This window comes from Vibrio sp. Isolate23 (genome assembly GCF_022398095.1).
GTDB classification, from domain to species: domain Bacteria; phylum Pseudomonadota; class Gammaproteobacteria; order Enterobacterales; family Vibrionaceae; genus Vibrio; species Vibrio coralliilyticus_A.
Map to the genome: position 1 here is coordinate 182,495 of NZ_JAKEUV010000007.1, position 24,735 is coordinate 207,229.

Genomic DNA, 24,735 nt, shown 5'->3' on the forward strand with positions numbered 1-24,735 from the left:
TTTTAATAACTGAACGGGATTAGAACTGAGCGGTAGAGCCAAATTGTTTGGCAGCGTAAGCCACGCGTTCTTCCGCACTAGGATACACCCTTGGAGCGCCAATGCTTTCGATATGGTGCAAACGTGGCAACAACCCTGCGCCATTGGCAATTTGTATTGCTAAGCCAGGCCGGGCGTTGAGCTCTAAGACCATTGGGCCTTCTTCTTTATCCAACACCATGTCAGTACCCATGTAGCCAAGCCCCGTCATCTCCCATGCGCTAGAGGCCAGCACTAAGAGTCGCTCCCAATGCGGGACTTGAAGAGTAGAGAGATCTTTATCAGTGTCAGGGTGATGAGTGATAGGTTGGTCAAACTGAACAGCACGGATCGCCTTACCGGTGGCTATATCGATACCGACACCCACGGCACCTTGGTGAAGGTTTGCTTTACCATCGGAAGCGGCAGTTGAACAGCGCATCATCGCCATCACTGGATAGCCTTTAAATACGATAATTCTCACATCAGGCACGCCCTCATAGCTAAAGCCATTGAAGCAGTCGTCGAACTTAATTAAGTTTTCTACGACGGCAACGTCATTTTTACCACCGAGAGAGAACAGACCTGCTAATGCATTACTGATATGACGCTCAACATCTTCTTTATTGATCGTTGAACCAGAAGGCTTAGTGTAAACCCCGTTTTCATGTGAGGTTACTACCAAAATGCCTTTTCCCCCGCTACCTTGAGCGGGTTTAATAACAAAGCCAGGCCAGTCTTTAACCATGTTGTGGATGGTTTTCACTTCCGCTTGATTGCGAATCACACCAATCAACTTAGGTACTGTAGCTCCTGCCGCTTCAGCAATGATTTTTGTTTTCAGTTTGTCATCCACCAGTGGATATTTAGAGCGATCATTGTAGCGACCAATGTAACTGTGGTTACGTTGGTTCATGCCCATAATCCCCTTATGACGAAGCTTATTTGGCGATGTAAACTGCGAAGTTAAACGTGTCAGCATCGTTTTAGTCCTCCGCTAGTGGTTTAAAACGACGTAGCTCTGTTAGGCGGTAGCCAGTGTAAGTACCAAGCAGTAGGATACCTGCTAACACAATCAGCTGAAGGCCGATAAAGTTGAAGGTTAGATGCTGAATGTACGTGTTGGTCATCGCGAGATAAACCAGAACTGCGGTAGCCAATGAACCACCACCTTGAAGCACCACCTCTTTCGCACCTTCTTCTTCCCATAGGATTGACATTCGCTCGATGGTCCACGAAAGGATGATCATTGGGAAGAAGGTAATCGATAGGCCTTCTGTTAAACCAATTTTAAACGCCACAACTGTGAACACGGAAATGATCATGATGACAGTGATAATTACAGCAGAAATTCTTGCGACCAGAAGCAAGTTAAGCCTTGAGAGATAACTGCGAATGACGAGACCAGTCCCCACAATTAATAAGAAACCCACAATACCAGTCACAAGCTGAGTTTGAACAAAAGCAACTGCAATCAAAACAGGCATGAAAGTACCAGAGGTTTTCAAGCCAATGATGACACGCAAAAAGACGACGATCAGAGCCCCAATAGGGATCAGCATGATGGTTTTAAACATCGCTTGCTCTTCAAGTGGCAGACTGTGAATAGAGAAGTTCAGTAGCCCGTCCGCTTCAACTTTATCGAGAGTTGCCTGCTTTGGAGAAACTTCTTGGGCAATCATAGAGAAGTGGACTTGGCTATTTTGGCCACCAATGATGTCAAGCAGCGAGACGTTTGATTCATCCCATACAAGGATGTTCTCAGCGATGACCTGGTTCGCATTTTCGGGATTGAAGAGCTGCCATTCTTTGCCATCCCATACTTGGTTCATTTGCTGGATTGTCTGACGTCGACGGCCATCTTCGAGTTCAATGACACCTACTGCTTTGCTTGGAACTTTGGCATAAGCGAGAATCTTATCGACCGCATCCACTTTAGACATATTGTTTAGCAAAAGTGCAGCGTTTTGGTTGTCTGAATCGTTAAGGGTTTTAATCAGCTCACGGGTAAAGGTAATATCATCGGCGGAGCGCTTGTTAGCACGTTCAATGAGCGAAACGGCAGCGGCTTCTGTTGGGCCATCAAATGTCGGCGGGATGATGTCTTGATTGGGCTTGAGCGGTTCTACTTTTGCTTGTGGGTCAACAAGAAACTGGGCTTTGTAGTAGATAGTTTGAGCCCCCACTGCATGACGAATAGACCACTCCGCACGTCGACCTGTTTCGGTGTTGACATATGAAACTCCATAGCCAGCAGATGACGATGACTCACTAATAAGCGTGAATCCGTTTTGAGTATGAGGGGCGGCTAACGACGCCTTTACCGGTTTAGCTTGAGCATTGAACTCAATACGAGCTTCAATATCCCAAATTTGGCGGGTTTCTCCTGGGGTCCAGGGAACGCCGTAAGTCTGATGTCTGAACAGGCTTAAAGCGATGCCTGCAATAATCAGCAGGATGACCGATATATAAAAGGGGACTTTAGACGTCATAAACTACCTTATTGTTTTTGTTCAATTTCCGTTTGGATGTACTTCTTGCTGACATCCACCACTGCAATATCTCGGATAAATTCACGACCCAATAACACAGGATGGGTCATTTGTGAACGATCTGCCAAAGTGAACTGTGTTTTTTCGTGAATCTTGCCCAATCTTACCCACAATTCGACCACAGCTCTGCGCTCCATCTCATCATTTGTGGCTTGGCGTATTTTTACGAAGCGAATAATTGGAGCTTCAATCCAGTTCGTATCATCCAATGGGGTCACACCATCAGATAGATGAAAACGCACCCAGTTTTTCCCATTGCGTTCAAATTGTTCGATATCGACTGCATTTAAAGAAGAGGTTTCAGCTCCGGTATCGATTCGACTGTCAAAAGTCTGCTTAATTGAATCGATAGTGACTCGTTCGATTGCGCCTAGCAACAACTCTTGGGAAGGAGGCGGTGTAGCTTGAAGTGAGGTCGAAGTGATGACTGGGTCACGGCTTCTCTTCATTTCAGCCATAGTCTCTGTTTTAAATTTGAGCAGTTCTTTATCTAACGAATCGATCTTGGTTTGTAGGCTTTCAATGTGTTGGGCTTGACTACTCACCTGTTGCTCTAGGTGAGTAAATTTTTGCGTGAGGCTTATTTCTGAAGATTGGATTGCTGCAAGGGTTTCTTGATGGTATTGCTCACCGTTAATAAGTGTGCAGCCTGAAAGTAACGCAATTGAAATGACCGGAGTCAACTTGGTAAACATTGAGAATCCTGCATGAGATGTAAGTTGTTTATAAAAAATTAGGAGTTTAGAACATTCCTAGCCCAGCTCACAAGGCACATTGCCAACGCAAGCCGGATCGAGTAACGATTAGTGATACACTGCAAAAAATAGGATGCAGTGAGCATCCTAAATTTTAGAGTCTTTTAAGTTTCAGATTAAGTATTTGCCCGGCCTAAAAAGTTAGGAATCTGTCAAGAATTAGTCTTAATTAGGTTTTTTTCGCGACTAGGATGGCTCGGCGTGGTGCAGGGTGACCTTCGGCCGTTTTTCTTGGATCATTCGGGTCGAGATAGTCGGGTAGAGAATTGTGAGTCATCCAGTTTGTGGTACGCTGTTCATCAACGGATGTGATGTTTTCATCGACGATACGTACGTCCTCGAACCCAACTTGCTCAAGCCATACTTTGAGTGCTTTGGCCGATGGGAAAAAGTACACATTTCGCATCTGAGCATATCTATCAACAGGTACTAAAACCGACGTTTCATCTCCCTCAATGACTAAGGTTTCTAAAACAAGCTCGCCCCCGGCGACAAGTTGATCTTTGAGTTGAATAAGGTGATCGAGTGGGGAGCGTCGATGATAAAGTACTCCCATGCTAAATACGGTATCGAACGCTTCTAGCTTTGGTAGCTGTTCAATACCTAATGGCAAAAGGTGCGCACGTTGATTGTTGCCCATTAATTTACGCACCGCTTCAAACTGGATCAGGAATAGGTGGGACGGGTCAATACCAACACACAAGCGGGCACCTTCGCCCAACATACGCCACATGTGATAGCCATTACCACAGCCAACATCGAGAACACTACGGTTCTTAAGTGGTGAGATATGCGGTAGGACTCGATCCCATTTCCAGTCACTGCGCCACTCTGTATCAATGTGAATACCGTGCAGATGATATGGGCCTTTACGCCAAGGGTGGAACGTACGAAGCAGGCTTTCTAGCTTTTTCAGCTCACCATCGTGAAAGGGTGTATCGTTAGCAATGGTAACTGAGTTCTTCAAATCAACCTGATCTGGAGAGCCTTCGGGAATCTTGTTGAGTGCTTTTAGCCAGCGACCAAAATCACCATGTTCTGCGTTTTGCCAATCGGTTAGTTGCTGAGGTAAAACATTAAGCCATGGCTGGAGGCGCGTATCCGTGGCAATTAACTGATAAAAATTGGCAAAGTTAAACATAGTTTTTCACTGATAATAAATTAAACAATTTAGCTCAATATGATGAGCAAACGACTCATTTTCCGCTATTTTATCGCGAACATTGAACCAAAGTTGAAACATTGGAACCAGACATCGAAGCTACTGAAGCCGATTTCTGCAAAACGCTCTTTGTGTTCTTTTTTCGAGTCAGGGCGCATGACATTTTCTATGGCACTACGTTTTTGACTGATCTCGAGTTCGCTGTACCCATTCGCACGTTTAAAGTCGTGGTGAAGGTCAATAAGCAGCTCATTCGAGACTGGGTCTTCGAACACATATTTTTCCGAGAGAATCAATATCCCACCGGGGCGAAGGCCTGCATAGATTTTCTCCAGCAAAGTATACCTATCCTGAGGCGACAGAAACTGCAGCGTGAAATTGAGTACCACGACAGAAGCGTTTTGGATTTCAATATTACGAATGTCTGCTTCTACGACTTCCACAGGCGTGTCGCTACGGTAAGCATTAACGTGCAGTTTGCAACGCTCGACCATGGCAGATGAGTTATCGACCGCAATGATTTGGCAACCTTCCTGCTGAATATGACGACGCATGGACAAGGTTGCGGCGCCGAGTGAGCAGCCAAGATCGTAAATATTCGAATGCGGTTTAACGAACCTTTCGGCCAACATACCAATAGCTGAGATGATGTTGCTGTATCCAGGGACAGATCGCTGAATCATATCAGGAAAGACTTCTGCAACACGTTCATCAAACGTGAAGTCTCCTATTTTATCGATAGGAGCGGAAAACATCGTATCTGGATTGCTCTTAGGGTTCATAATCGATTCTCTGACAAGTGTCGCAGTCGCATCAAAAAAGGCGCGTATTTTATGAGAAAATCGCGCCCGTGTCATGTGTTGAGACAATTCTACTCAGAACATCTGTAACTGCGAATTGCCATCATTTGCTGGGAATGCTGATAAGTCAGGCAATTGAGTAGTGTTTTGCAGCATTTTGTACAAATTACTCGCAAGCTCTGGCGCAATAATATTGTCGGCGGTATGAATCATTACATAAGGTTGTTTACCTTCGGCTATCCACTCTGGCAGCTTTTTCAGCCAAGGGGTGAAAAAAGCATAATTTTCAGACTCTGTTGGATGACCGATAAAGCGAATCATGGGGTGTGAGGCTGTCGCGATAGCGTGCACCGGGACTTTAGGTTTCTTTTGCTGTGCGTCGATGATGGCTTCATTGTCCGGTTTTGCTGCAAACACAGGACGACTATCCATGATGATCCGGTCGTAGCCCTTCTCGTGCAGCCACTGGTTCAATTGGCGCTCTTCTTCACCTTTAGCGAAAAAAGCGGGGTGTCGGACTTCAACGCCAATAGGGAAGTTTGGTGGGAATAAATCGCAGAATCTTTGCAGGTCGCTTAGATGTTCTGGGCCAAAAGCCGCTGGCAACTGGATGGTCCACTGGCCGATGCGGTCATGCAAAGGTGCCATGACTTGCATGAACTCATTGAGTGGCCCTTGGCTGCCTCGTAGCATTTGTTGGTGAGTGATCGCTTTGGGCAGCTTAAAAGTGAACTTGAAATCATCATGCGTCGCAGCTCGCCAGTTCTGTACGGTTGAAACACTTGGCGTGGCGTAAAACGTCGTGTTCCCTTCGACAGTATGGAAAACCTGAGCGTACTTTTCTAACCTTTCTGCGGGCTTGGTGCCACTGCCGTAGAAGCTTTGTTGCCAGTTGTTGTGTGACCACATGGTCAAGCCAAGTCTAAGGGGTAATCCTTCCATATTGAGCCATCTCTACCTTTAACGCTTAACCACTTTACGAGAGTTTTGAAGAGAACGGTACTTTCAAGCTATAATCAGCGCCAATTTTTTCTGATTGATGTGGTTTTGCTCTTTTATTGCGCTAAAAAGCATCAAAACCGGATAAATAGCAATAAATTGTATTCTGAGTAGTCGATTTTGAATGACTTTCAGCGTATAAATGGATCTTTGCGCTATCAGCTAGGAAAACGCTGATAGCGAGTAATTAACAAATTTAAAGAGATTGGGAAATTCATTATGCGTACCCATTACTGTGGTCACCTGAACAAGTCCCTTGCAGGACAAACTGTAGAACTTTGCGGCTGGGTTAACCGTCGTCGTGATTTAGGCGGTCTTATTTTTATCGATATGCGAGATCGTGAAGGCGTCGTTCAGGTAGTTGTTGATCCAGATATGGCAGATGCGTATGAAGTAGCTAACACACTTCGTAATGAATTCTGTATCAAGCTAACTGGTGAAGTTCGTGTTCGCCCAGATAGCCAAGTAAACAAAGATATGGCAACGGGTGAAGTTGAGATCATCGCGAAAGGTCTTGAAATCATCAACCGTGCGGACGTTCTGCCACTAGACTTTAACCAGAAGAACTCTGAAGAGCAGCGTCTAAAGTACCGTTATCTAGATCTTCGTCGCCCTGAAATGAGCGATCGCATTAAGCTACGTGCTAAAGCTTCTAGCTTTGTTCGTCGTTTCCTAGATGACAATGGTTTCCTAGACATTGAGACTCCAGTACTAACTAAAGCGACGCCAGAAGGCGCACGTGACTACTTAGTACCAAGCCGCGTTCACAAAGGTTCGTTCTACGCGCTTCCTCAGTCTCCACAGCTATTCAAACAGCTGCTAATGATGTCTGGTTTTGACCGTTACTACCAAATCGTTAAGTGTTTCCGTGATGAAGACTTACGTGCTGACCGTCAACCAGAATTCACTCAGATCGATATCGAAACGTCTTTCATGACGGCTGATGAAGTTCGTGCAACGACTGAGAACATGGTTCGCGATATGTGGCAAGAGCTACTCAACGTAGACCTAGGACAATTCCCAGTAATGCCTTTCTCTGAAGCGATTCGTCGTTTCGGTAGCGATAAGCCAGACTTACGTAACCCACTAGAGCTAGTAGACGTTGCTGATCTAGTGAAAGACGTTGAGTTCAAAGTATTCTCAGGCCCTGCAAACGATGAGAAAGGTCGTGTTGCGGTAATTCGCGTACCAGGTGGCGCTTCCCTAACTCGTAAGCAGATTGATGGCTACGGTGAATTCGTTGGCATATACGGTGCGAAAGGTCTTGCATGGATGAAGGTTAACGACCGCGCTGCAGGTATAGAAGGTATCCAATCTCCAGTGGCTAAGTTCCTAAATGAAGATGTGATCAACGGCATCCTGGATCGCACTCAAGCTGAATCTGGCGACATCATTCTATTCGGTGCGGATAAAGCGAACACAGTTGCAGAAGCAATGGGTGCACTTCGTCTGAAACTGGGTAAAGATCTAGAGCTAACAGACGAAAACGCATGGGCACCGCTATGGGTTGTTGATTTCCCAATGTTCGAAGAAGACGACGAAGGCAACCTGCACGCAATGCACCACCCATTCACTTCACCATTGGGTGTGAATGCTGATGAATTGAAAGCAAACCCAGCAGCAGCAAACTCAAATGCTTACGATATGGTTATCAACGGCTACGAAGTTGGTGGTGGCTCTGTTCGTATTCACAATGCAGAAATGCAGGCAGCGGTGTTTGATATTCTTGGTATCGATGCAGAGGAACAGCAGCTTAAGTTTGGCTTCCTACTGGACGCTCTGAAATTCGGTACTCCTCCACATGCAGGTCTTGCATTCGGTCTAGACCGTCTAGTGATGCTGCTATGTGGTACAGAGAACATCCGTGATGTTATAGCGTTCCCTAAAACAACAGCTGCTGCGTGTCTACTTACCGATGCACCAAGTGTTGCCAACCCAGCTGCACTGGAAGAGCTTGCGATTGCTGTAACGGCTGCAAAAGAAAAAGACGCAGAATAAGCTTTTCACTCATAGTGAATATAAACGGCGCTTCAATTGAAGCGCCGTTTTTGTATGTGCGGAGTCATCGTACCTGCATTTAGATCAGGATTTCTTTCCATTCACCTGGCTGCAATTTACCTAGCTCAATATCGCCGATTGAATATCGAATTAGACGTAGGGTTGGGAAGCCAATATTAGCGGTCATGCGGCGCACCTGACGGTTTCTTCCTTCAATAATGGTGATAGCCAGCCAAGTGGTCGGAATATTGGCCCTAAAGCGAACAGGAGGGGTGCGTTCCCATACATTGGGCTCTGGCATCACTTCAACTTTTGCCGGTAGAGTCATGCCATCTTTAAGCTCAACCCCTTTCCTTAACTTATCGAGATCAGACTCTGACGGTGCTCCGTCAACTTGCACCCAATACGTTTTCGGTGACTTAGATTTTGGTTGAGTCAGCTTGGCCTGCAGTATGCCATCGTTAGTCAGTACCATTAGGCCTTCGCTATCTCTGTCTAATCTTCCAGCGGCATATACATCTTTTACTGGGATAAAGTCAGCGAGTGTTTTTCGGCCTTCACCATCAGTAAATTGGCTCAAAGTATCAAATGGTTTATTAAACACGATCACCTTTCGATCTTCAGGGGCTATTTTAGGCTTAGTACTCGCCGGCTTTTTACCGTTCTTTGATGAATGATGTTTGGTTTTATTGGTCGAAGCTGGGCGTTTAAAACCGGGCTTATGTGAACGTGAAGAGGGCGAGGAGGACTCACGGCGTGAGCGTGTTGACATGTTAACTACCTTGCAAAAATGTAAACGAAGTGTGGGCGAAAATTTTCAAAGCCATCCATTTTAGGCTATGATGTGCGCGCCCGAAAACAGGATTGGTGCACAAGATAATAGACTATTCCTCCGATTTTGTTTAATTATAAAAGTACAGTTCTCATGGATCTTACGCTTCAAACAAAAAACGTAAGGAAAAAACAAAAGAGACAATAAAATCGCAACAAGTGAGGGGATGACAAATCAAACTTGTTAGCGGACACACAACCCAAAGCCGTTCATCCGACGGACTTTGTAAGAACAATAGGGAAATTTCATGCCTACAGAAAAACCTACAATTATTTACACCATCACTGATGAAGCTCCTGCACTAGCAACGTATTCACTGCTACCAATCATTCAGTCTTTCACGGCTTCATCTGGTATTGATGTTGATACTCGTGATATCTCTCTAGCTGGGCGTATTATTGCAAACTTCCCAGAACATTTGACTGAAGAACAACGCGTTGGTGACGCTCTATCGGAGCTGGGTGAGCTGGCAAAGACGCCAGAGGCTAACATCATTAAATTGCCGAATATTTCTGCTTCTATCCCACAGCTAAAAGCGGCGATCAAAGAGCTTCAGGACAAAGGCTACAATCTGCCTAACTACCCTGAAGAGCCAAGCACGTATGAAGAAGAAGCTATTAAAGCGACTTACGACAAAATCAAAGGTAGTGCAGTAAACCCTGTACTGCGTGAAGGTAACTCAGATCGTCGTGCCCCTCAGTCAGTTAAGAATTACGCCAAGAAAAATCCACATTCAATGGGCGCATGGTCGAAAGACTCCAAGTCGCATGTATCAAGCATGTCAGATAGTGATTTCTTTGGTAGTGAAAAGTCTCACACGGTGGATGGTGCGACAGAAGTTAAAATCGAATTTGCTGCTGCTGATGGTTCTGTGAAAGAGCTGAAAGCACCATTTGCTCTTCAAGACCAAGAAATCATTGATTGTTCAGTAATGAACAAAGAAGCATTAGTAGAGTTCTTTGAAAAAGAAATTGCTGATGCGAAACAGCAAGATGTTCTTCTATCGCTGCACATGAAAGCAACGATGATGAAAGTGTCGGATCCAGTGATTTTTGGCCATGCTGTTAAGGTTTACTACAAAGACGTATTTGCTAAGTACGGTGACGTATTTGAACAATTAGGTGTTGATGTAAACAACGGTATTGGTGATGTTTACGCTAAGATTGCCTCTCTACCAGCTGCTCAAAAAGAAGAAATCGAAGCTGCGCTGCAAGCTGTTTACGAAACTCAACCACCGCTAGCGATGGTTGATTCAGATCGTGGTATCACTAACCTTCACGTGCCAAGCGACATCATTGTTGATGCTTCTATGCCTGCTATGCTGCGTTCTTCAGGACAAATGTGGGGCCCAGATGGTAAGCAGAAAGACACCAAAGCGATGATTCCTGATCGCAGCTACGCAAGCATTTATCAAGCGGTGATTGATTTCTGTAAAGAACACGGAGCGTTTGATCCAACGACCATGGGTAGCGTGCCAAACGTAGGCCTAATGGCTCAAAAAGCGGAAGAATACGGTTCGCACGATAAGACTTTCATTCTTGACCAAGCGGGTACAGTTCGAGTGGTTGAAACTGCTGGAGCAGTATTGCTTGAGCAAACTGTGGAAGAAGGCGATATCTTCCGTATGTGCCAGGTGAAAGACGCTCCGATTCAAGACTGGGTGAAACTGGCGGTAACACGTGCTCGCGCAACAGGTGTACCTGCAGTATTCTGGCTAGACGAAAATCGAGCACATGATGCTCAGCTGATCAAGAAGGTGAAAGCTTACCTGCCTAACCACGATACATCTGGTCTAGAAATCAAGATCCTAGCACCACTCGATGCATGTAAGTTCTCTCTAGAGCGTATTAAAGAAGGTAAAGATACGATTTCTGTTACAGGTAACGTATTGCGTGACTACTTAACGGATTTATTCCCGATTCTAGAGCTTGGCACGTCAGCCAAAATGCTCTCAATCGTGCCACTAATGAATGGTGGCGGTCTGTTTGAAACAGGAGCGGGTGGTTCTGCACCTAAGCACGTTCAACAGGTTGAGAAAGAGAACCACCTACGTTGGGATTCTTTGGGTGAATTCCTAGCGCTTGCGGCGTCTCTAGAACACCTAAGCACCGTTACTGGTAATACGAAAGCTCAAGTATTGGCAGATGCACTAGACAAGGCAACAGGTGAGTTCTTAGATAACAACAAGTCTCCTTCGCGTAAAGTCGGCGAGTTGGACAACCGTGGTAGCCATTACTACCTAGCGACCTACTGGGCGCAAGCTCTCGCATCACAAACAACAGATGCAGACTTGGCAGCAGAATTTGCTCCTATAGCCGAAGCATTGTCTTCTAACGAAGATACTATTGTCGCTGAGCTTAATGGGGCACAAGGTGTTGCTGGTGAACTGGGTGGTTACTATGCTCCTGAGTTTGAGAAAGCATCAACTCTGATGCGCCCAAGCGCAGCACTAAACGCTATTATCAATCGTTAATTCGTTGATTAAAAAWAAAAAACCCGCCATTGGCGGGTTTTTTATTGGTTGCGATCCACTGGTAGTCTACACCGATGAACGACATTGGCAGCGTGTTATTTAATGGCTTGAGCTTCTACGGGCACCACAGAGCTGGCGTGATACCCTTTAGGTCCTTCTTCTACTTCAAATGTGACTTGTTGACCTGCTTTCAGAGTACGATACCCGTCCATCTTAATGGTGGAGTAATGAGCAAAGACATCCCCGTCTTCACCTTCCGGACAGATAAAACCAAATCCTTTGGCATTGTTAAACCATTTTACTGTACCTGTAGCCATGCTATACATCCCTCATGCATATTGTTACTGAAGTTGTGTGATTACACGATGAATTCCGTGTGTAAACAGAAAGTGAATATCCATTCAGCCGCTGCCAAATTTTAAGTCACTATTTGACCAATGTAGCCAATGATTGAACTCAGTCAATAGGAAAAACGTATCACACTCAACATATTTGCAAACAAATCACCTTTGTGGTTTACATTTTTGCAAAGAATTTCAGGGTAATCCGGTCTGTTCTATTAATGGAGTGAATGGTTTTTGGTGTCTTTTTAATCAATTAGATAGAGAATGCAGTTTAATAGAAATCTTTTATTTGCAGCGATACAATTGCTGCATTAGTCTCTAAGTAAGGGCGTAAATTTGCTTGGCTCAAATTGTTCTTACTTCTAAGAGCTAAATCGATAACTTCTGCGCAGTGAAGTGGTAAAATTACCTTAAGCAACTTTCTAAACACGATTAGTCATGAGCAAGCAATTTGAATGGGTCACTCCAGACTCTGATTTACTGGAGCTAGAAAAAACAAAAGTAAAGCCGCCGTCCATGTATAACGTTGTTTTGAATAACGATGATTACACGCCAATGGACTTTGTTATTGACATCCTAGAGCGTTTTTTCTCTATGGATATAGACAAGGCAACACAAGTGATGCTTAAAGTGCATTACGAAGGCAAAGCGATATGTGGCACATACACCGCGGAAGTCGCAGAAACCAAAGTAGCGCAAGTCACTATGTATTCTCAAGAAAATGAGCATCCTTTGCTTTGTACAATGGAGCAAGCGTAAAGCTGAATAGCAACATAAGTTGCTGCCAAAGGAGGTACTTATGCTGAATAAAGAGTTAGAGTCGAGTCTAAACGGCGCATTCTCTCGCGCTAGAGACAAACGACATGAGTTTATGACCGTCGAGCACCTCCTGCTAGCATTGTTGGAAAACGATGCAGCAAGGGAAGCCCTTCTTGCTTGTCAGGCAGATATTAATGCCCTTCGAAACGAGTTAGATATCTTCATAGATCAGACCACACCACTTATCCCTGAAAATGATGAAACTCGTGAAACCCAACCTACTTTGAGCTTTCAACGTGTCTTGCAGCGTGCGGTGTTCCACGTGCAATCGTCAGGGCGCAGTGAAGTCACTGGCGCTAACGTTTTAGTCGCAATCTTCAGTGAACAAGAGTCGCATGCGGCCTACCTTCTTAAAAAGAATGATATAAGTCGTCTAGATATTGTTAACTTTATTTCCCATGGTATCACTAAAGCTTCAAGCTCAAGTGATGATGCCTCTTCATCGGATTCTTTCAGTAGCAGTGATAATACTGAGGAAGCAGGCTCAGAAGAACGTTTGGAAAGTTTTGCTTCCAACTTGAACCAACTGGCTAAACAAGGTCAGATTGATCCTTTGATTGGCCGAGATAAAGAGCTAGAAAGAACCATTCAAGTATTGTGTCGCCGCCGCAAAAACAATCCACTTCTAGTGGGTGAAGCGGGCGTTGGTAAAACTGCGATTGCGGAAGGTTTGGCGTGGAGAATTGTTGAAGGACAAGTTCCTGAAATTATTAAAAACAGTGTAATTTATTCTTTGGATATCGGTTCGCTACTGGCTGGAACCAAATATCGTGGAGACTTTGAAAAACGTTTTAAAGCGATTTTGAAGCAGCTTGAAAAAGAAGATGATGCGATTCTTTTCATCGATGAAATTCATACTATTATTGGTGCTGGTGCGGCGTCTGGTGGTCAAGTTGATGCTGCTAACTTGATTAAGCCTCTGTTGAGTAGCGGTAAATTACGTTGTATCGGTTCAACCACGTATCAGGAATACAGCAATATCTTTGAAAAAGAACGTGCACTATCTCGCCGTTTCCAGAAGATTGATATTGTTGAGCCATCTCTAGATGATACCACCAAAATTTTGATGGGCCTGAAACCTAAATACGAAGCCCACCATGAGGTTCGTTACACCAACAAAGCATTACGGGCTGCCGTTGAACTTTCAGCCAAATACATCAACGAGCGTCATTTGCCAGATAAAGCCATTGACGTGATTGATGAGGCTGGTGCTCGTCATCGTCTAGCGCCTGCAAGCCGTCGTAAGAAAACCGTTGGTGTGGCCGATATTGAGGCCATGGTAGCGAAAATGGCACGTATTCCTGAAAAATCGGTGTCTTCTTCTGACAAAGAGATTTTGCAAAATCTTGATGAGAAGATGAAGATGCTAGTGTTTGGTCAAGATGATGCGATCGATGTACTAAGCGAAGCCATCAAGCTGACGCGAGCTGGCCTTGGTGCCGATAATAAACCTGTAGGCTCATTCCTATTTGCTGGTCCAACAGGGGTAGGTAAAACGGAAGTCACGGTTCAGTTGTCGAAATTGATGGGCATCGAACTACTTCGCTTTGATATGTCCGAATATGGTGAACGCCACTCAGTGAGCCGTTTGATCGGTGCGCCTCCTGGTTATGTCGGTTACGATCAGGGTGGTTTGTTGACTGATGCAGTGATCAAGCATCCACACTCCGTTGTGCTGCTGGATGAAATTGAAAAAGCGCACCCAGACATCTTTAACCTACTGCTTCAGGTCATGGATAACGGCACACTGACAGACAACAATGGTCGTAAAGCCGATTTCCGTAATGTCATTCTGGTCATGACTACTAACGCAGGTGTTCAAGAGACCGTTAAGAAATCCATTGGTCTTATCCAGCAAGATCATAGTCATGATGCGATGTCGGAAATCAAGAAAGTCTTTACTCCTGAATTCCGCAACCGTCTGGATAACATCATTTGGTTTAATAGCCTTGATGAACATGTTATTCATCAGGTGGTCGATAAATTCATTGTTGAGCTGCAAGCGCAGTTGGATGTGCGAGGAGTGTCACTTGAGGTATCAGATGATGCTCGCCACTGGCTGGCTATAAAAGGTTACGACAAAGCGATGGGGGCTCGTCCTATGGGACGTGTTATCCAAGAACAGCTTAAGAAACCTTTGGCCAACGAATTGTTATTTGGTTCCTTGGTTGATGGCGGTACAGTAAAAGTGAACCTGAAGAAAGATGAACTCAAGTTTACTTACTTAAGCGAGAAAGAAGAAGCTATTCATTAAAGTAGCGTTATTCAAGGGAAAAGCCAGAGCATGCTCTGGCTTTTTTGTATCAGCTAAAGATGCTTTTTAAAGCAAGGTAGGACGTTTCGATATGCGCAGGAATTTCTTGCTCAATCTGAAAGCCCATTTTTGGGTAAGCTTTGATTCTTTCAAAGTCTCCCAGCATGGCAGTTACCGTTAAATCTAAAGAAATGTCCTCATTGAAGTAGTCAACAAACATCGTCTTGGGCGAGGTTACACAGACACTCTCAACGGTATTCGGCCATTGTTTCATAAATGTAGCGTATGCACGTCTTTCCATATAAGGCTTTTGCACTAAGATAAACGAGCGAAGGTCTAAATTGAGCTTATCTAAAATTTTAGCGGTGTATAGCACATTTTCACCGGTATTAGTGGCCTTATCTTCGAGAATGATATCACTAGCTGGCACACCAAGATCTCTCGCGATAGCCGCAAATGTGTGTGCTTCTGATTGGTCAAACAGGCCATCTGTTAGACGCCCTTGACCACCTGAAAAGATGATTTTCTTTGCCCAGCCTTCCAGATATAGTTTCGCAGCGTACTCGGCAACGCGAACATCGTTACTGCCGAGTACAAACAAGCAGTCTGATTGTTGTAGCGGTTGGGAAAGTTGCATGTATTCCCATAGGCTTTCAATGTGCTGAAACAACTTTGTTCTCATTGTCTTTCCCTAGATTAAACGAGTTCAAGCGTGTGTTGATAGTGAAAGCGATAGCCTAAGCTTATCAAGCGCTCAGCCAATATCCGTTTGTCTGCACGTTGCACGATAGGGGGAAGTGATGCATCAGATTGAATACTGTCGAGGGCTGCTTGATAAAATTCTGCTTTGCTAACGGTATTTGGGGTGGTTGCATTGGCTACTACATTTTTACAGTTCAATGCTAGGAAGCTGGTGGCTCCAATGGCATCTGTTAGATGGAGCATATTAGCAGGGGCAAGGTCACTAACCTGCTTCAATTTGTTGACGAAGCGAGATGGGTGGCGATTTGGGCCAACTAATCCACTGCAGCGTACAATACCGTACTCTAGACCAGAATCAATCACATGTTGCTCTGCTTGAAGCATTACTCTTGCGTTGTCAGTAAACACATCGCTGTTAAGAGCATTCGATAAGGACGCATATTCTTCATCTAATGCTTGCGCCAAATTTGGATAGACAGTGGTTGAACTGACCATGACGATTTTGGTGACGCGAGCAACTTGGCAGGCTTGAACAAGTGACAACCATTGAGCTGCGTATTGTGTGCCGTTGCCTTTACGAAACCCAGGGGGGAAACAGCCAATCACAATCTCCGCATGCGTTTTTTCTATGGTTTTAACAAGGCTGGTAGATTCGCTTTGTAAATTTATTGTCACCCCCGATAGTTGTTGTGACTCGAGTTCTCTAACTCCATTGTCTGTTGTGCGGCTTACAAACACTTTGTGGCCTATGGTTTCGAGGTAATGGGCGAGAGGTTTACCGAGCCAACCACCGCCAATAATCAATATTGTTTTCACACTAAGCCCTTGTTCGATACGTTTTTATTTAACTAACTATGTGGAAGACCTAGGAAATAATCAACAGTTAGTTTTTCGAGTTTATGCTGTGTGCCTATTCGTGTTGAATGTTTACAGAATGGCGTTAATTGTGTCTATGATTAATAGTGAGTGAGTTATCTGATCCTAGTTTTAGGGGCATTCATGAGATGGTATTTGTGGTTATGGGCCGCTGTGTTTTCTTCAATGGTAACGGCTAATCAGAAGATCTATATGACGTCATTGGAGTGGCCGCCATATTCTGGTACGGATCTCCCTGAGAATGGCTACTCAGTAGCGGTGGCTAGAGAGGCATTGGCGGCGATGGGGTATGAGCTGGTTGTAGATTTTCAACCATGGGTTCGCGCTGTGGCGTTAGCCTCAAAATCCGACAAATATGTTGGGTATTTTCCAGAATATTATTTTGAAAACTCAGAGTTTATTTTCTCGGATCCTATCGGTAGTGGGCCATTAGGCTTAGTAGAAAACACTCGTTACCCAGTTCGGTGGGAGGCGTTATCAGATTTGAAGCACTTTCGAATAGGTGTAGTGCAAGGGTATATCAATACAACAGAGTTCGACAATATGGTTAAAGCTGGTGAACTCCAAGTCGAGGCATCCGCTAACGATGCAAGGAACATTCACAAGGTGGCAAAAGGTCGATTGGATGTCGCGGTGATAGATCCAAATGTCTTAGAGTATCTGATTAGTATTGATGTAAGAGAAAGCTTGTTAAGGAAACGTTTACGAATGAATGCCAAGTTACTAGAAAATAAAATGCTATACATGGCGTTTAAAAATCAGCCACAAGGGCAGAGCATCAACAAAATATTTAATCAAGGTTTAGAAAAAATTGATATCGAATCGATTGTCAGTCGGCTATCAAAGTCGACTGACTAAGAATCTCGTGGTTAGAGTCATACGCTCGTTTATGATAAGACTAACTAGATAAAACTCTGAGGATTTTGTCTGCATGTTCAGCGACTTCAATCCCTTCATCTGTTAGATAACCACCATCAGGAAGAGTACACAAGCCTTTATCAAAGAGCCTTTTCACGGCCGTTTGCATTTCTTCTGTTGCTTCGTGGTGAACTTTAATACCAGTTGCAGAACTGCTAATGTCAAATTGCAGTAGCAGGTTAAGTTCGGCCATCTTATCAGCGGTATATTTCATAATAAATCCTTAAAGAAAGTACTAAAACAACCATATTCCTCATATTGTTATTCAGCAATTATAGGGAGATAGAAATGTTACCTACCACTTAGTTTGGATAAAAATTCGCTTTTGTTTGATTGGATTATGACCAGTTGATGGTTTGTATTGATCAACCTCCCTAATGCTAAAACTGCATAAGGTAAGGGGTTGATATATAAATTTGAACTAATGCTTGAGGTCAGTGGTATTTCTTTTAAGCTGCCTTTCTTAATTATTTGATAATCATATATATTTATTTTTCCTTTTCTTGAGTTATGCGCATTTTTCTCCTTTCATGTTAGGTAGTTTTGATTGAGTAACTTGTGTTTAAATGGGTTCTCAGCCAAGTTTGGTAATTAAAGCTTGAATTTGATCACAATAAGAGTAATTATCCGCGCCCACAAATCCACATTATTTAGAATGTCTTTGCATGATGAATTTAAACCAGTTTGATTCTTTACTGCCGCCACAGATGGCAGAACGTGCCGCTGAAATTGGGGTCGGTAAGGCAACGAAAGACCCAATGAAGTCTTTCCTGTTGGCGATTTCTGCCGGTATTCACATTGGTATTGCATTTGTTTTCTACACTATAGTGACCACTGGTGCTGGTGACTTACCTTGGGGCATCACGCGACTACTGGGTGGTTTGGCTTTCAGTTTAGGCTTGATTCTTGTCGTTGTCACAGGGGGAGAGCTTTTTACCAGCTCTGTGTTGACTCTTGTGGCGAGAGCTAGCGGCAAGATCACTTGGAAGATGTTAATGAAAAACTGGATCGTGGTGTACAGTGGCAATCTTATTGGCGCGCTATTATTAGTGATTTGTATGTTACTTACCAAGCAGTACATGTTTGATAGCGGGCAGGTTGGCTTAAATGCGATGGCGATTTCACAGCATAAACTGCACCATAGTTTTATCTCAGCGGTTGCGCTAGGCATTATGTGTAATGTCTTAGTGTGTATAGCGGTATGGATGACATTTAGCGGGCGCACACTCACGGATAAAATAGCCGTTATGATCTTACCCGTTGCTATGTTTGTCTCCGCAGGTTTTGAGCACTGTATCGCGAACATGTTTCAAGTACCTATGGCGGTTGGCATTAAGTTTTTTGCTCCTGATGAGTTTTGGCAGATGACAGGGGCTAATATCGCGGATTATGCCGATCTGAATCTTCTTAATTTTATTACCAATAACCTTATACCTGTGACCTTAGGTAATATCATTGGTGGCGGTGTTTTTGTCGGGGTGTGGTATTGGATGATCTACCTAAGAGATTAGTTTTGTTGGGTTATATAAGATATAGGCTCGTTGAAAAACGAGCCTATTTTGATTCTTTTGCTTCTCAGTGTATTTGACGCCAAGATTCTTCAATGATGTCATCCAAAGCCAGAATTTCTTCTGGCTGAGAAACAAGCCAATTTCGTGTTTCATTGTCTTCCCATTGAGAAGTCTCGGTTGGGTTAGAAGTAGCGCCAATTTGCATTATCTGTATCCTTACAAAAAGCTGACTACGGCAGTGTAAAGTTAGCATTTGACGTTTTTATGACGATAATTGGATTTGATTGGTAGGCATATGAATCTTATGTCCTTTTATTTTCTAGCTTGTGGCGGTTATAGGATCAGGACTTATCCTGAAAGCGATGACATGGTTATCCACAGATTTTGTGGATAAATCTTTCCTCCGTTTAAGGCATATCGCCTAGGCTAGGTTTTTCCTAAGCTCACTAAGATTTTCCCTTCCTTATTAATGCAATATCGGACCGTAAGCGACAGGGTCAGGCTGATTGAGATAGACAGCATGACAAAGATCGCAATCATGATCATTACTTGATATTTGATCGCGACGATAGGGCTCGCTCCTCCCAGTATTTGGCCTGTCATCATTCCAGGTAGCGTCACTAAGCCACTGGTTGTCATCGATGCTAAGGTCGGCGCAAGCGACTTTTGGATTGACTCACGAACAAATGGCAAAGTTGCAAATTTAGGTGCTGCTCCCAACGCTATGGCAGCTTCATACTCGCTATGGCGCATTTCCATAGCGGTGAAAATGTTCTGCAAAGCCACAATATTACCACTGAGAGAGTTGCCTAGCAGCATACCGGCCAAGGGGATGAGGTATTGGGCATTGAATAGTGGTTGTGGCTGAATGATCAAAAAACAGATGATAAACAACAGTGGTAGTAAACCAATGAATAAACCTGCGCTGACAGGGTATATCAACCTTCGTTTGGGTAACTTCACTTTACTTATGATGGAACTGGCACCAATGAGAGTCATGGCCATCAGCCAAATACCATTGATAGTTAAGCTGTTGAGCTCAAATAAGTATTGAAGATAAACACCGACCAGCAATAACTGGATGGTCATCCTTGCCACACTGATGAGTGTTTCTTTTTCAATATTGAGTCGATAGTGTCGGCTGATTAACAACGGAATCGCCAATGTACAGAAGAATAAGGCCAGCATTGGCCAGGAAATATCGACAGCACCGCTCATAAGCCCTCCTAAACGCAATGTGTATTGTATCTCTAAAATCTTATGAAGAACGGATTTCAGTGAAAAACTGTTCTCCAAAGCCTCACCAGCACCATCTTTAAAGGCAAGAAATCCGCTTATTTTTACTCTCGATTTGAAACAAAGGTGTAACAAGTTTGAGGGTTTTATGTGGAGTGTCGCTTGCTACAAGCCGGAATTTTTAGACTGTTATTTCACTTGGTTGTTGCTGAAGTGTTGTGTTTTAACAGTTTGTTTACTGTTAACAAATTTTCATAATTTCAAGCATGCTGACATATGAATTATTAATCAAACACATATCTGGATGAGCTCAAAAAAGTGCTGAATAACAAGCTTTGTAAGGACGGATTTAATTGAACCCTACAAATAGTATGGTCTAACATTTTTATCTAGAGGTTATGAAAAAGGTAAGCTCAGCGATAAGAGCTATCCAATAACACTAAATACAAAATAGGCAAATGTATGAGTGATGTTAACAAAATTGAGAGTGGTGAAAAACGCTCGCTAGAGTGGAAATCTTTCCTCTTCATCGCGGTTGTTCTCTTCCCGGTTCTGAGTGTGGCTTTCGTAGGTGGCTACGGATTTATTGTTTGGATGCTACAGGTGTTCTTTTTTGGACCTCCCGGTGCCCATGGCATGTAAAGCACTGAGCTCATTTCCACATTTTGAAAAATTTAAGAGAGCAAACCATGAAATCATTTATCGTTAAACTGTGGCGTACCATGACGCGCCCAGCAGTGCATATCAGCCTTGGCGTGCTGACTATGGGCGGTTTTATCGCAGGTGTCATCTTCTGGGGCGGTTTCAATACAGCACTAGAAGCAACGAATACCGAAGAATTCTGTATCAGCTGTCATACCATGCGTGACAACGTCTACGTTGAACTTCAGGAAACTGTTCACTGGAAAAACCATTCTGGCGTTCGCGCTACTTGTCCTGACTGTCACGTTCCTCATAACTGGACTGATAAAATTGCTCGTAAGATGCAAGCCTCTAAAGAAGTATTCGCCCAAGTGTTTGGTAACTACGACGAACCAGGTGTATTTGAAGAGCGCCGTATCGAACTCGCTAAACACGAATGGGATCGTTTCTCTGCGAACAAATCCTTGGAGTGCAAAAACTGCCACAACTATGAGTCAATGGACTTCGAACAAATGTCCCCAACGGCTCGCATCCAAATGAAGCAAGCGGCGGAAAAAGATCAGAGTTGTGTTGACTGTCATAAAGGTATTGCCCACAAGCTTCCAGCCGATATGGACAGTATTGGTGGGATTGTTGGTGAACTGGATCAGTTGACTTCCAGCACAGATTACTCCGTGGGTAACGCCTTGGTGAGCGTTCGCCATTTACCTGTCTACTTTGATGAAACGGGTGCTGAAGAAGCGGGCCTGCTTAACCCAGCATCGACAGTTACTGTTCTAGAAGACAAGGGCGAAATGATGAAAGTTGAAATTGATGGCTGGCGCAAAGCAAAAGGCTTTGGCCGTGTCATCCAAGAAGACTTTGGTATGAACATCGCGGTGGGTTCACTACTTAAAGAAGCGGCAACCAGTGATGATGTAGTTACAAAAGGCGAGAAAAAAGTCGATGAGCTAACTGGTCTCCCATGGGAGAAAGTGGCAGCAACAGTTTGGATGAAAAAAGAAGCAATGCTAAACGACGTCACTCCAATCTGGGAAAAAGCGAGCGAAGCGTATAAGACCAACTGTTCAGTTTGTCACACACAGCCTGATGAAGCGCACTTCGATGCGAACACTTGGCCCGGTATGTTCAACGGTATGTTGGCGTTTGTTAACTTCGACACAGATAGCGAAGCCCTAGTATTGAAGTACCTACAGAAGCACTCTTCAGATTTTGCTGAAGGTCATCACTAATAAGCGTCGGATGGAGTAATTGAAATGGCTATTACACGAAGAAGTTTTCTTAAAGGTGTAGCAACGACCAGTGCTGCATCAGTCATCGGTCCAAGTTTATTGGCATCGGCTTCTGCAAGTGCAGCAGAAACAACAGGAACATGGAAAGTATCGGGATCTCACTGGGGCGCATTCCGCGCTCATATCTATGCGGGCAAAGTTCAAGAGATTAAACCACTAGAGGTGGACACTAACCCAACTGATATGATCAACGGTATCAAAGGTGTTATTTATAACCCGTCTCGTGTTCGTTACCCAATGGTGCGCCTAGATTGGCTGAAAAAACACAAGTACAGTGCGGAAACTCGCGGCGACAACCGTTTTATTCGTGTCACTTGGGATGAAGCCTTTGATCTGTTTTACCGTGAGCTAGAACGCATTCAAAAAGATTATGGGCCTTGGGCATTACACGCAGGCCAAACCGGTTGGCGTCAAACTGGGCAGTTCCATAGCTGTACCAGCCACATGCAGCGTGCAGTGGGTATGCATGGTAACTTCATTACAAAAGTTGGTGATTACTCAACTGGCGCTGGCCAGACGATTCTGCCGTATGTATTGGGTTCGACAGAAGTTTACGCACAAGGTACATCGTGGTCTGAGATTCTGGAAAATTCAGATAACATCATCCTATGGGCTAATGATCCGGTGAAGAACCTTCAGGTTGGTTGGAACTGTGAAACTCACCAGTCATTCCCTTACTTGGAGCAATTGAAAGAGAAAGTCGCTAAAGGCGAAATCAACGTACTTTCTGTTGACCCAGTGAAGAACAAAACTCAGCGTTTCCTACAAAATGATCATTTGTACATTAACCCAATGACTGACGTTGCGTTTATGTTGGCGGTCGCTCATGTGTTGTACAACGAAAAACTTCACGATCAGAAGTTCATAGATACCTACTGCCTTGGTTTCGACGAGTTTATTAAGTACGTTCAAGGTGAGACGAAAGACAAACTTGAAAAAACACCGGAATGGGCGGCTGAGATCTGTGGCGTAAGCGCTGACAAGATCCGTGAATTTGCCCGTATGCTGGTTAATGGTCGCACACAGATTCTGATGGGATGGTGTATTCAGCGTCAGGAACACGGTGAGCAGCCTTATTGGGCGGCGGCAGTAGTTGCGGCGATGGTCGGTCAAATTGGTCTTCCGGGTGGCGGTATTTCTTATGGTCACCACTATTCTGGTATTGGCGTACCTTCAACTGGCTTCGCTGCACCGGGTGGTTTCCCACGTAACCTAGACCAAGGTATGAAACCTAAGTGGGATAATAATGACTATAACGGCTACAGCAAAACCATACCTGTCGCGCGTTGGATTGACTGCTTACTGGAGCCGGGTAAAGAGATTCGTTACAACGGTAGCAAGGTGAAGTTACCGGGTTATAAAATGATGGTGATTTCGGGTAACAATCCATGGCACCACCACCAAGACCGCAATCGTATGAAGAAAGCGTTTAAGCAGCTTCAAACGGTCGTAACCATTGAATTTGCTTGGACGGCAACTTGTCGCTTCTCCGACATCGTTTTACCTGCTTGTACTCAGTTTGAACGTAATGATATCGATGTCTACGGCTCATACTCTGGGAAAGGTCTGATTGCGATGCACCGTCTAGTGGATCCATTGTTCCAATCTAAGACAGACTTCGAGATCTTCACTGAACTAACCCGTCGTTTCGGTCGCCACAACGAGTACACTCGTGGCATGGACGAGATGCAATGGGTTCGTTCAATTTACGATGATTGTCGTGCTGCGAATAAAGGTAAGTTTGACATGCCAGAATTTGATGAATTCTGGCAGCAGAGTGTGTTGGACTTTGGTGAGGGTAAACCTTGGGTTCGCCACGCTGATTTCCGTGAAGATCCAGAAATTAACGCACTTGGTACACCTTCTGGCTTTATTGAGATTACCTCCCGTAAGATTGGTCGTTATGGCTATGAGCACTGTCAGGAACACCCAATGTGGTTTGAAAAGACAGAACGCTCACATGGTGGACCGGGCTCAGACAAGTTCCCATTCTGGCTGCAATCGTGTCACCCTGACAAACGCCTGCACTCGCAGATGTGTGAATCGGAAGAGTTCCGTGCAACCTACGCGGTGCAAGGTCGTGAGCCGGTTTACATCAACCCTCAGGATGCCAAAGAGAAAGGTATCAAAGACGGTGACTTGGTTCGCGTGTTTAACGACCGTGGTCAATTGCTGGCAGGGGCTGTGCTTATGGACAGCTATGCTCGTGGTGTTATCCGTATCGAAGAGGGCGCATGGTATGGTCCTCTGAACGAAAAAGAAGGGGCAATCTGTACTTACGGCGACCCGAATACGCTAACAATGGATATTGGTTCTTCAGAGCTTGCTCAGGCAACCTCTGCCAACACCTGTATCGTTGATTTCGAGAAGTTCACTGGTAAGGTCCCCCCAGTGACGTCATTCGGTGGCCCAATCGAAGTCGCCTAAGTGTGAGTAAAGCGAGCCTGTTATATGAATTAATATATAGCAGGCTTAGTATTAATTTTTTAATATTTCCCAGTCTAAATAAAAACCATTTAACTTTATAAATTTATATTAATTTCCCTTTATAT

General features: G+C 44.3%; 22 protein-coding genes. 9 read left to right on the forward strand and 13 right to left on the reverse strand.

All coding sequences use genetic code 11. The features are described from left to right. Positions 1-19: 19 nt before the first annotated feature. The 6 genes from L1D31_RS17000 to L1D31_RS17025 all read right to left on the reverse strand — a co-directional run bounded on the left by L1D31_RS17000 (position 20) and on the right by L1D31_RS17025 (position 6,229). Positions 20-1,000, reverse strand: a complete 981-nt coding sequence (locus L1D31_RS17000; RefSeq protein WP_239838252.1) for an alpha-L-glutamate ligase-like protein — start codon at positions 998-1,000, stop codon at positions 20-22. A 4-nt stretch (positions 1,001-1,004) separates the two neighbouring features. Next, entirely contained in the window at positions 1,005-2,510 is a 1,506-nt protein-coding gene (locus L1D31_RS17005) for an inactive transglutaminase family protein (RefSeq protein ID WP_239838253.1), read from the reverse strand. An 8-nt stretch (positions 2,511-2,518) separates the two neighbouring features. Next, positions 2,519-3,265, reverse strand: coding sequence for an ATP-dependent zinc protease (locus tag L1D31_RS17010; RefSeq protein ID WP_239838254.1), 747 nt, complete (start codon positions 3,263-3,265; stop codon positions 2,519-2,521). Positions 3,266-3,494: 229 nt separating this feature from the next. Further along, positions 3,495-4,466: a tRNA 5-methoxyuridine(34)/uridine 5-oxyacetic acid(34) synthase CmoB gene (gene cmoB / locus L1D31_RS17015; protein WP_239838255.1), complete on the reverse strand. Its 972-nt coding sequence runs from the start codon at positions 4,464-4,466 to the stop codon at positions 3,495-3,497. A 65-nt stretch (positions 4,467-4,531) separates the two neighbouring features. Further along, positions 4,532-5,269: a carboxy-S-adenosyl-L-methionine synthase CmoA gene (gene cmoA / locus L1D31_RS17020; RefSeq protein WP_239838256.1), complete on the reverse strand. Its 738-nt coding sequence runs from the start codon at positions 5,267-5,269 to the stop codon at positions 4,532-4,534. Positions 5,270-5,362: 93 nt separating this feature from the next. Beyond that, positions 5,363-6,229 carry a DUF72 domain-containing protein gene (locus tag L1D31_RS17025; protein WP_239838257.1) on the reverse strand — a complete coding sequence of 289 codons (867 nt, stop codon included), beginning with the start codon at positions 6,227-6,229 and terminating at the stop codon, positions 5,363-5,365. Between the two features lie 276 nt (positions 6,230-6,505). On the opposite strand from L1D31_RS17025, the gene aspS reads away from it, so the two are divergent. Continuing rightward, entirely contained in the window at positions 6,506-8,284 is a 1,779-nt protein-coding gene (gene aspS / locus L1D31_RS17030; protein WP_239838258.1) for an aspartate--tRNA ligase, read from the forward strand. A 79-nt stretch (positions 8,285-8,363) separates the two neighbouring features. On the opposite strand, the gene L1D31_RS17035 is transcribed toward aspS, so the two are convergent. Further along, positions 8,364-9,056: a pseudouridine synthase gene (locus tag L1D31_RS17035; protein WP_239838259.1), complete on the reverse strand. Its 693-nt coding sequence runs from the start codon at positions 9,054-9,056 to the stop codon at positions 8,364-8,366. Between the two features lie 307 nt (positions 9,057-9,363). Between L1D31_RS17035 and L1D31_RS17040 the strand changes: the two genes are divergently transcribed. Next, the gene (locus tag L1D31_RS17040) at positions 9,364-11,589 is read left to right on the forward strand and encodes an NADP-dependent isocitrate dehydrogenase (protein WP_239838260.1); all 2,226 of its coding nucleotides are present in this window, start codon (positions 9,364-9,366) and stop codon (positions 11,587-11,589) included. 95 nt (positions 11,590-11,684) lie between these two features. On the opposite strand, the gene cspD is transcribed toward L1D31_RS17040, so the two are convergent. Further along, positions 11,685-11,906, reverse strand: a complete 222-nt coding sequence (cspD, locus tag L1D31_RS17045) for a cold shock domain-containing protein CspD (protein ID WP_006962882.1) — start codon at positions 11,904-11,906, stop codon at positions 11,685-11,687. A 465-nt stretch (positions 11,907-12,371) separates the two neighbouring features. Between cspD and clpS the strand changes: the two genes are divergently transcribed. After that, positions 12,372-12,692, forward strand: a complete 321-nt coding sequence (clpS, locus tag L1D31_RS17050) for an ATP-dependent Clp protease adapter ClpS (RefSeq protein WP_239838261.1) — start codon at positions 12,372-12,374, stop codon at positions 12,690-12,692. Between the two features lie 40 nt (positions 12,693-12,732). Beyond that, the gene (clpA, locus tag L1D31_RS17055) at positions 12,733-15,006 is read left to right on the forward strand and encodes an ATP-dependent Clp protease ATP-binding subunit ClpA (protein WP_239838262.1); all 2,274 of its coding nucleotides are present in this window, start codon (positions 12,733-12,735) and stop codon (positions 15,004-15,006) included. Between the two features lie 49 nt (positions 15,007-15,055). On the opposite strand, the gene L1D31_RS17060 is transcribed toward clpA, so the two are convergent. Beyond that, positions 15,056-15,688 carry a YdcF family protein gene (locus L1D31_RS17060; RefSeq protein WP_239838263.1) on the reverse strand — a complete coding sequence of 211 codons (633 nt, stop codon included), beginning with the start codon at positions 15,686-15,688 and terminating at the stop codon, positions 15,056-15,058. 14 nt (positions 15,689-15,702) lie between these two features. Further along, positions 15,703-16,524, reverse strand: a complete 822-nt coding sequence (locus L1D31_RS17065; protein ID WP_239838264.1) for an NAD(P)H-binding protein — start codon at positions 16,522-16,524, stop codon at positions 15,703-15,705. Between the two features lie 183 nt (positions 16,525-16,707). Here L1D31_RS17065 and L1D31_RS17070 point away from each other — a divergent pair, with 183 nt between their 5' ends. Then, entirely contained in the window at positions 16,708-17,442 is a 735-nt protein-coding gene (locus tag L1D31_RS17070) for a transporter substrate-binding domain-containing protein (protein WP_239838265.1), read from the forward strand. 40 nt (positions 17,443-17,482) lie between these two features. On the opposite strand, the gene L1D31_RS17075 is transcribed toward L1D31_RS17070, so the two are convergent. Further along, positions 17,483-17,716 carry a TIGR02647 family protein gene (locus L1D31_RS17075; protein WP_239838266.1) on the reverse strand — a complete coding sequence of 78 codons (234 nt, stop codon included), beginning with the start codon at positions 17,714-17,716 and terminating at the stop codon, positions 17,483-17,485. Between the two features lie 454 nt (positions 17,717-18,170). On the opposite strand from L1D31_RS17075, the gene focA reads away from it, so the two are divergent. Further along, positions 18,171-19,013 (forward strand): formate transporter FocA, encoded by an 843-nt coding sequence (focA, locus tag L1D31_RS17080; protein WP_239838278.1) that lies wholly within the window; start codon positions 18,171-18,173, stop codon positions 19,011-19,013. Positions 19,014-19,077: 64 nt separating this feature from the next. On the opposite strand, the gene L1D31_RS17085 is transcribed toward focA, so the two are convergent. Further along, the gene (locus tag L1D31_RS17085) at positions 19,078-19,218 is read right to left on the reverse strand and encodes a hypothetical protein (protein ID WP_239838267.1); all 141 of its coding nucleotides are present in this window, start codon (positions 19,216-19,218) and stop codon (positions 19,078-19,080) included. A gap of 221 nt (positions 19,219-19,439) precedes the next feature. Then, positions 19,440-20,231, reverse strand: coding sequence for an ABC transporter permease (locus L1D31_RS17090; RefSeq protein WP_239838268.1), 792 nt, complete (start codon positions 20,229-20,231; stop codon positions 19,440-19,442). Between the two features lie 480 nt (positions 20,232-20,711). On the opposite strand from L1D31_RS17090, the gene torE reads away from it, so the two are divergent. From torE to torA, 3 genes are read left to right on the forward strand one after another with little or no spacing between them, the layout of a single operon-like run. Continuing rightward, entirely contained in the window at positions 20,712-20,891 is a 180-nt protein-coding gene (gene torE / locus L1D31_RS17095; RefSeq protein ID WP_006962866.1) for a trimethylamine N-oxide reductase system protein TorE, read from the forward strand. Between the two features lie 47 nt (positions 20,892-20,938). Then, entirely contained in the window at positions 20,939-22,123 is a 1,185-nt protein-coding gene (torC, locus tag L1D31_RS17100) for a pentaheme c-type cytochrome TorC (RefSeq protein WP_239838269.1), read from the forward strand. Positions 22,124-22,147: 24 nt separating this feature from the next. Continuing rightward, positions 22,148-24,610: a trimethylamine-N-oxide reductase TorA gene (torA, locus tag L1D31_RS17105; RefSeq protein ID WP_239838270.1), complete on the forward strand. Its 2,463-nt coding sequence runs from the start codon at positions 22,148-22,150 to the stop codon at positions 24,608-24,610. The last annotated feature ends 125 nt before the right edge of the window (positions 24,611-24,735 follow it).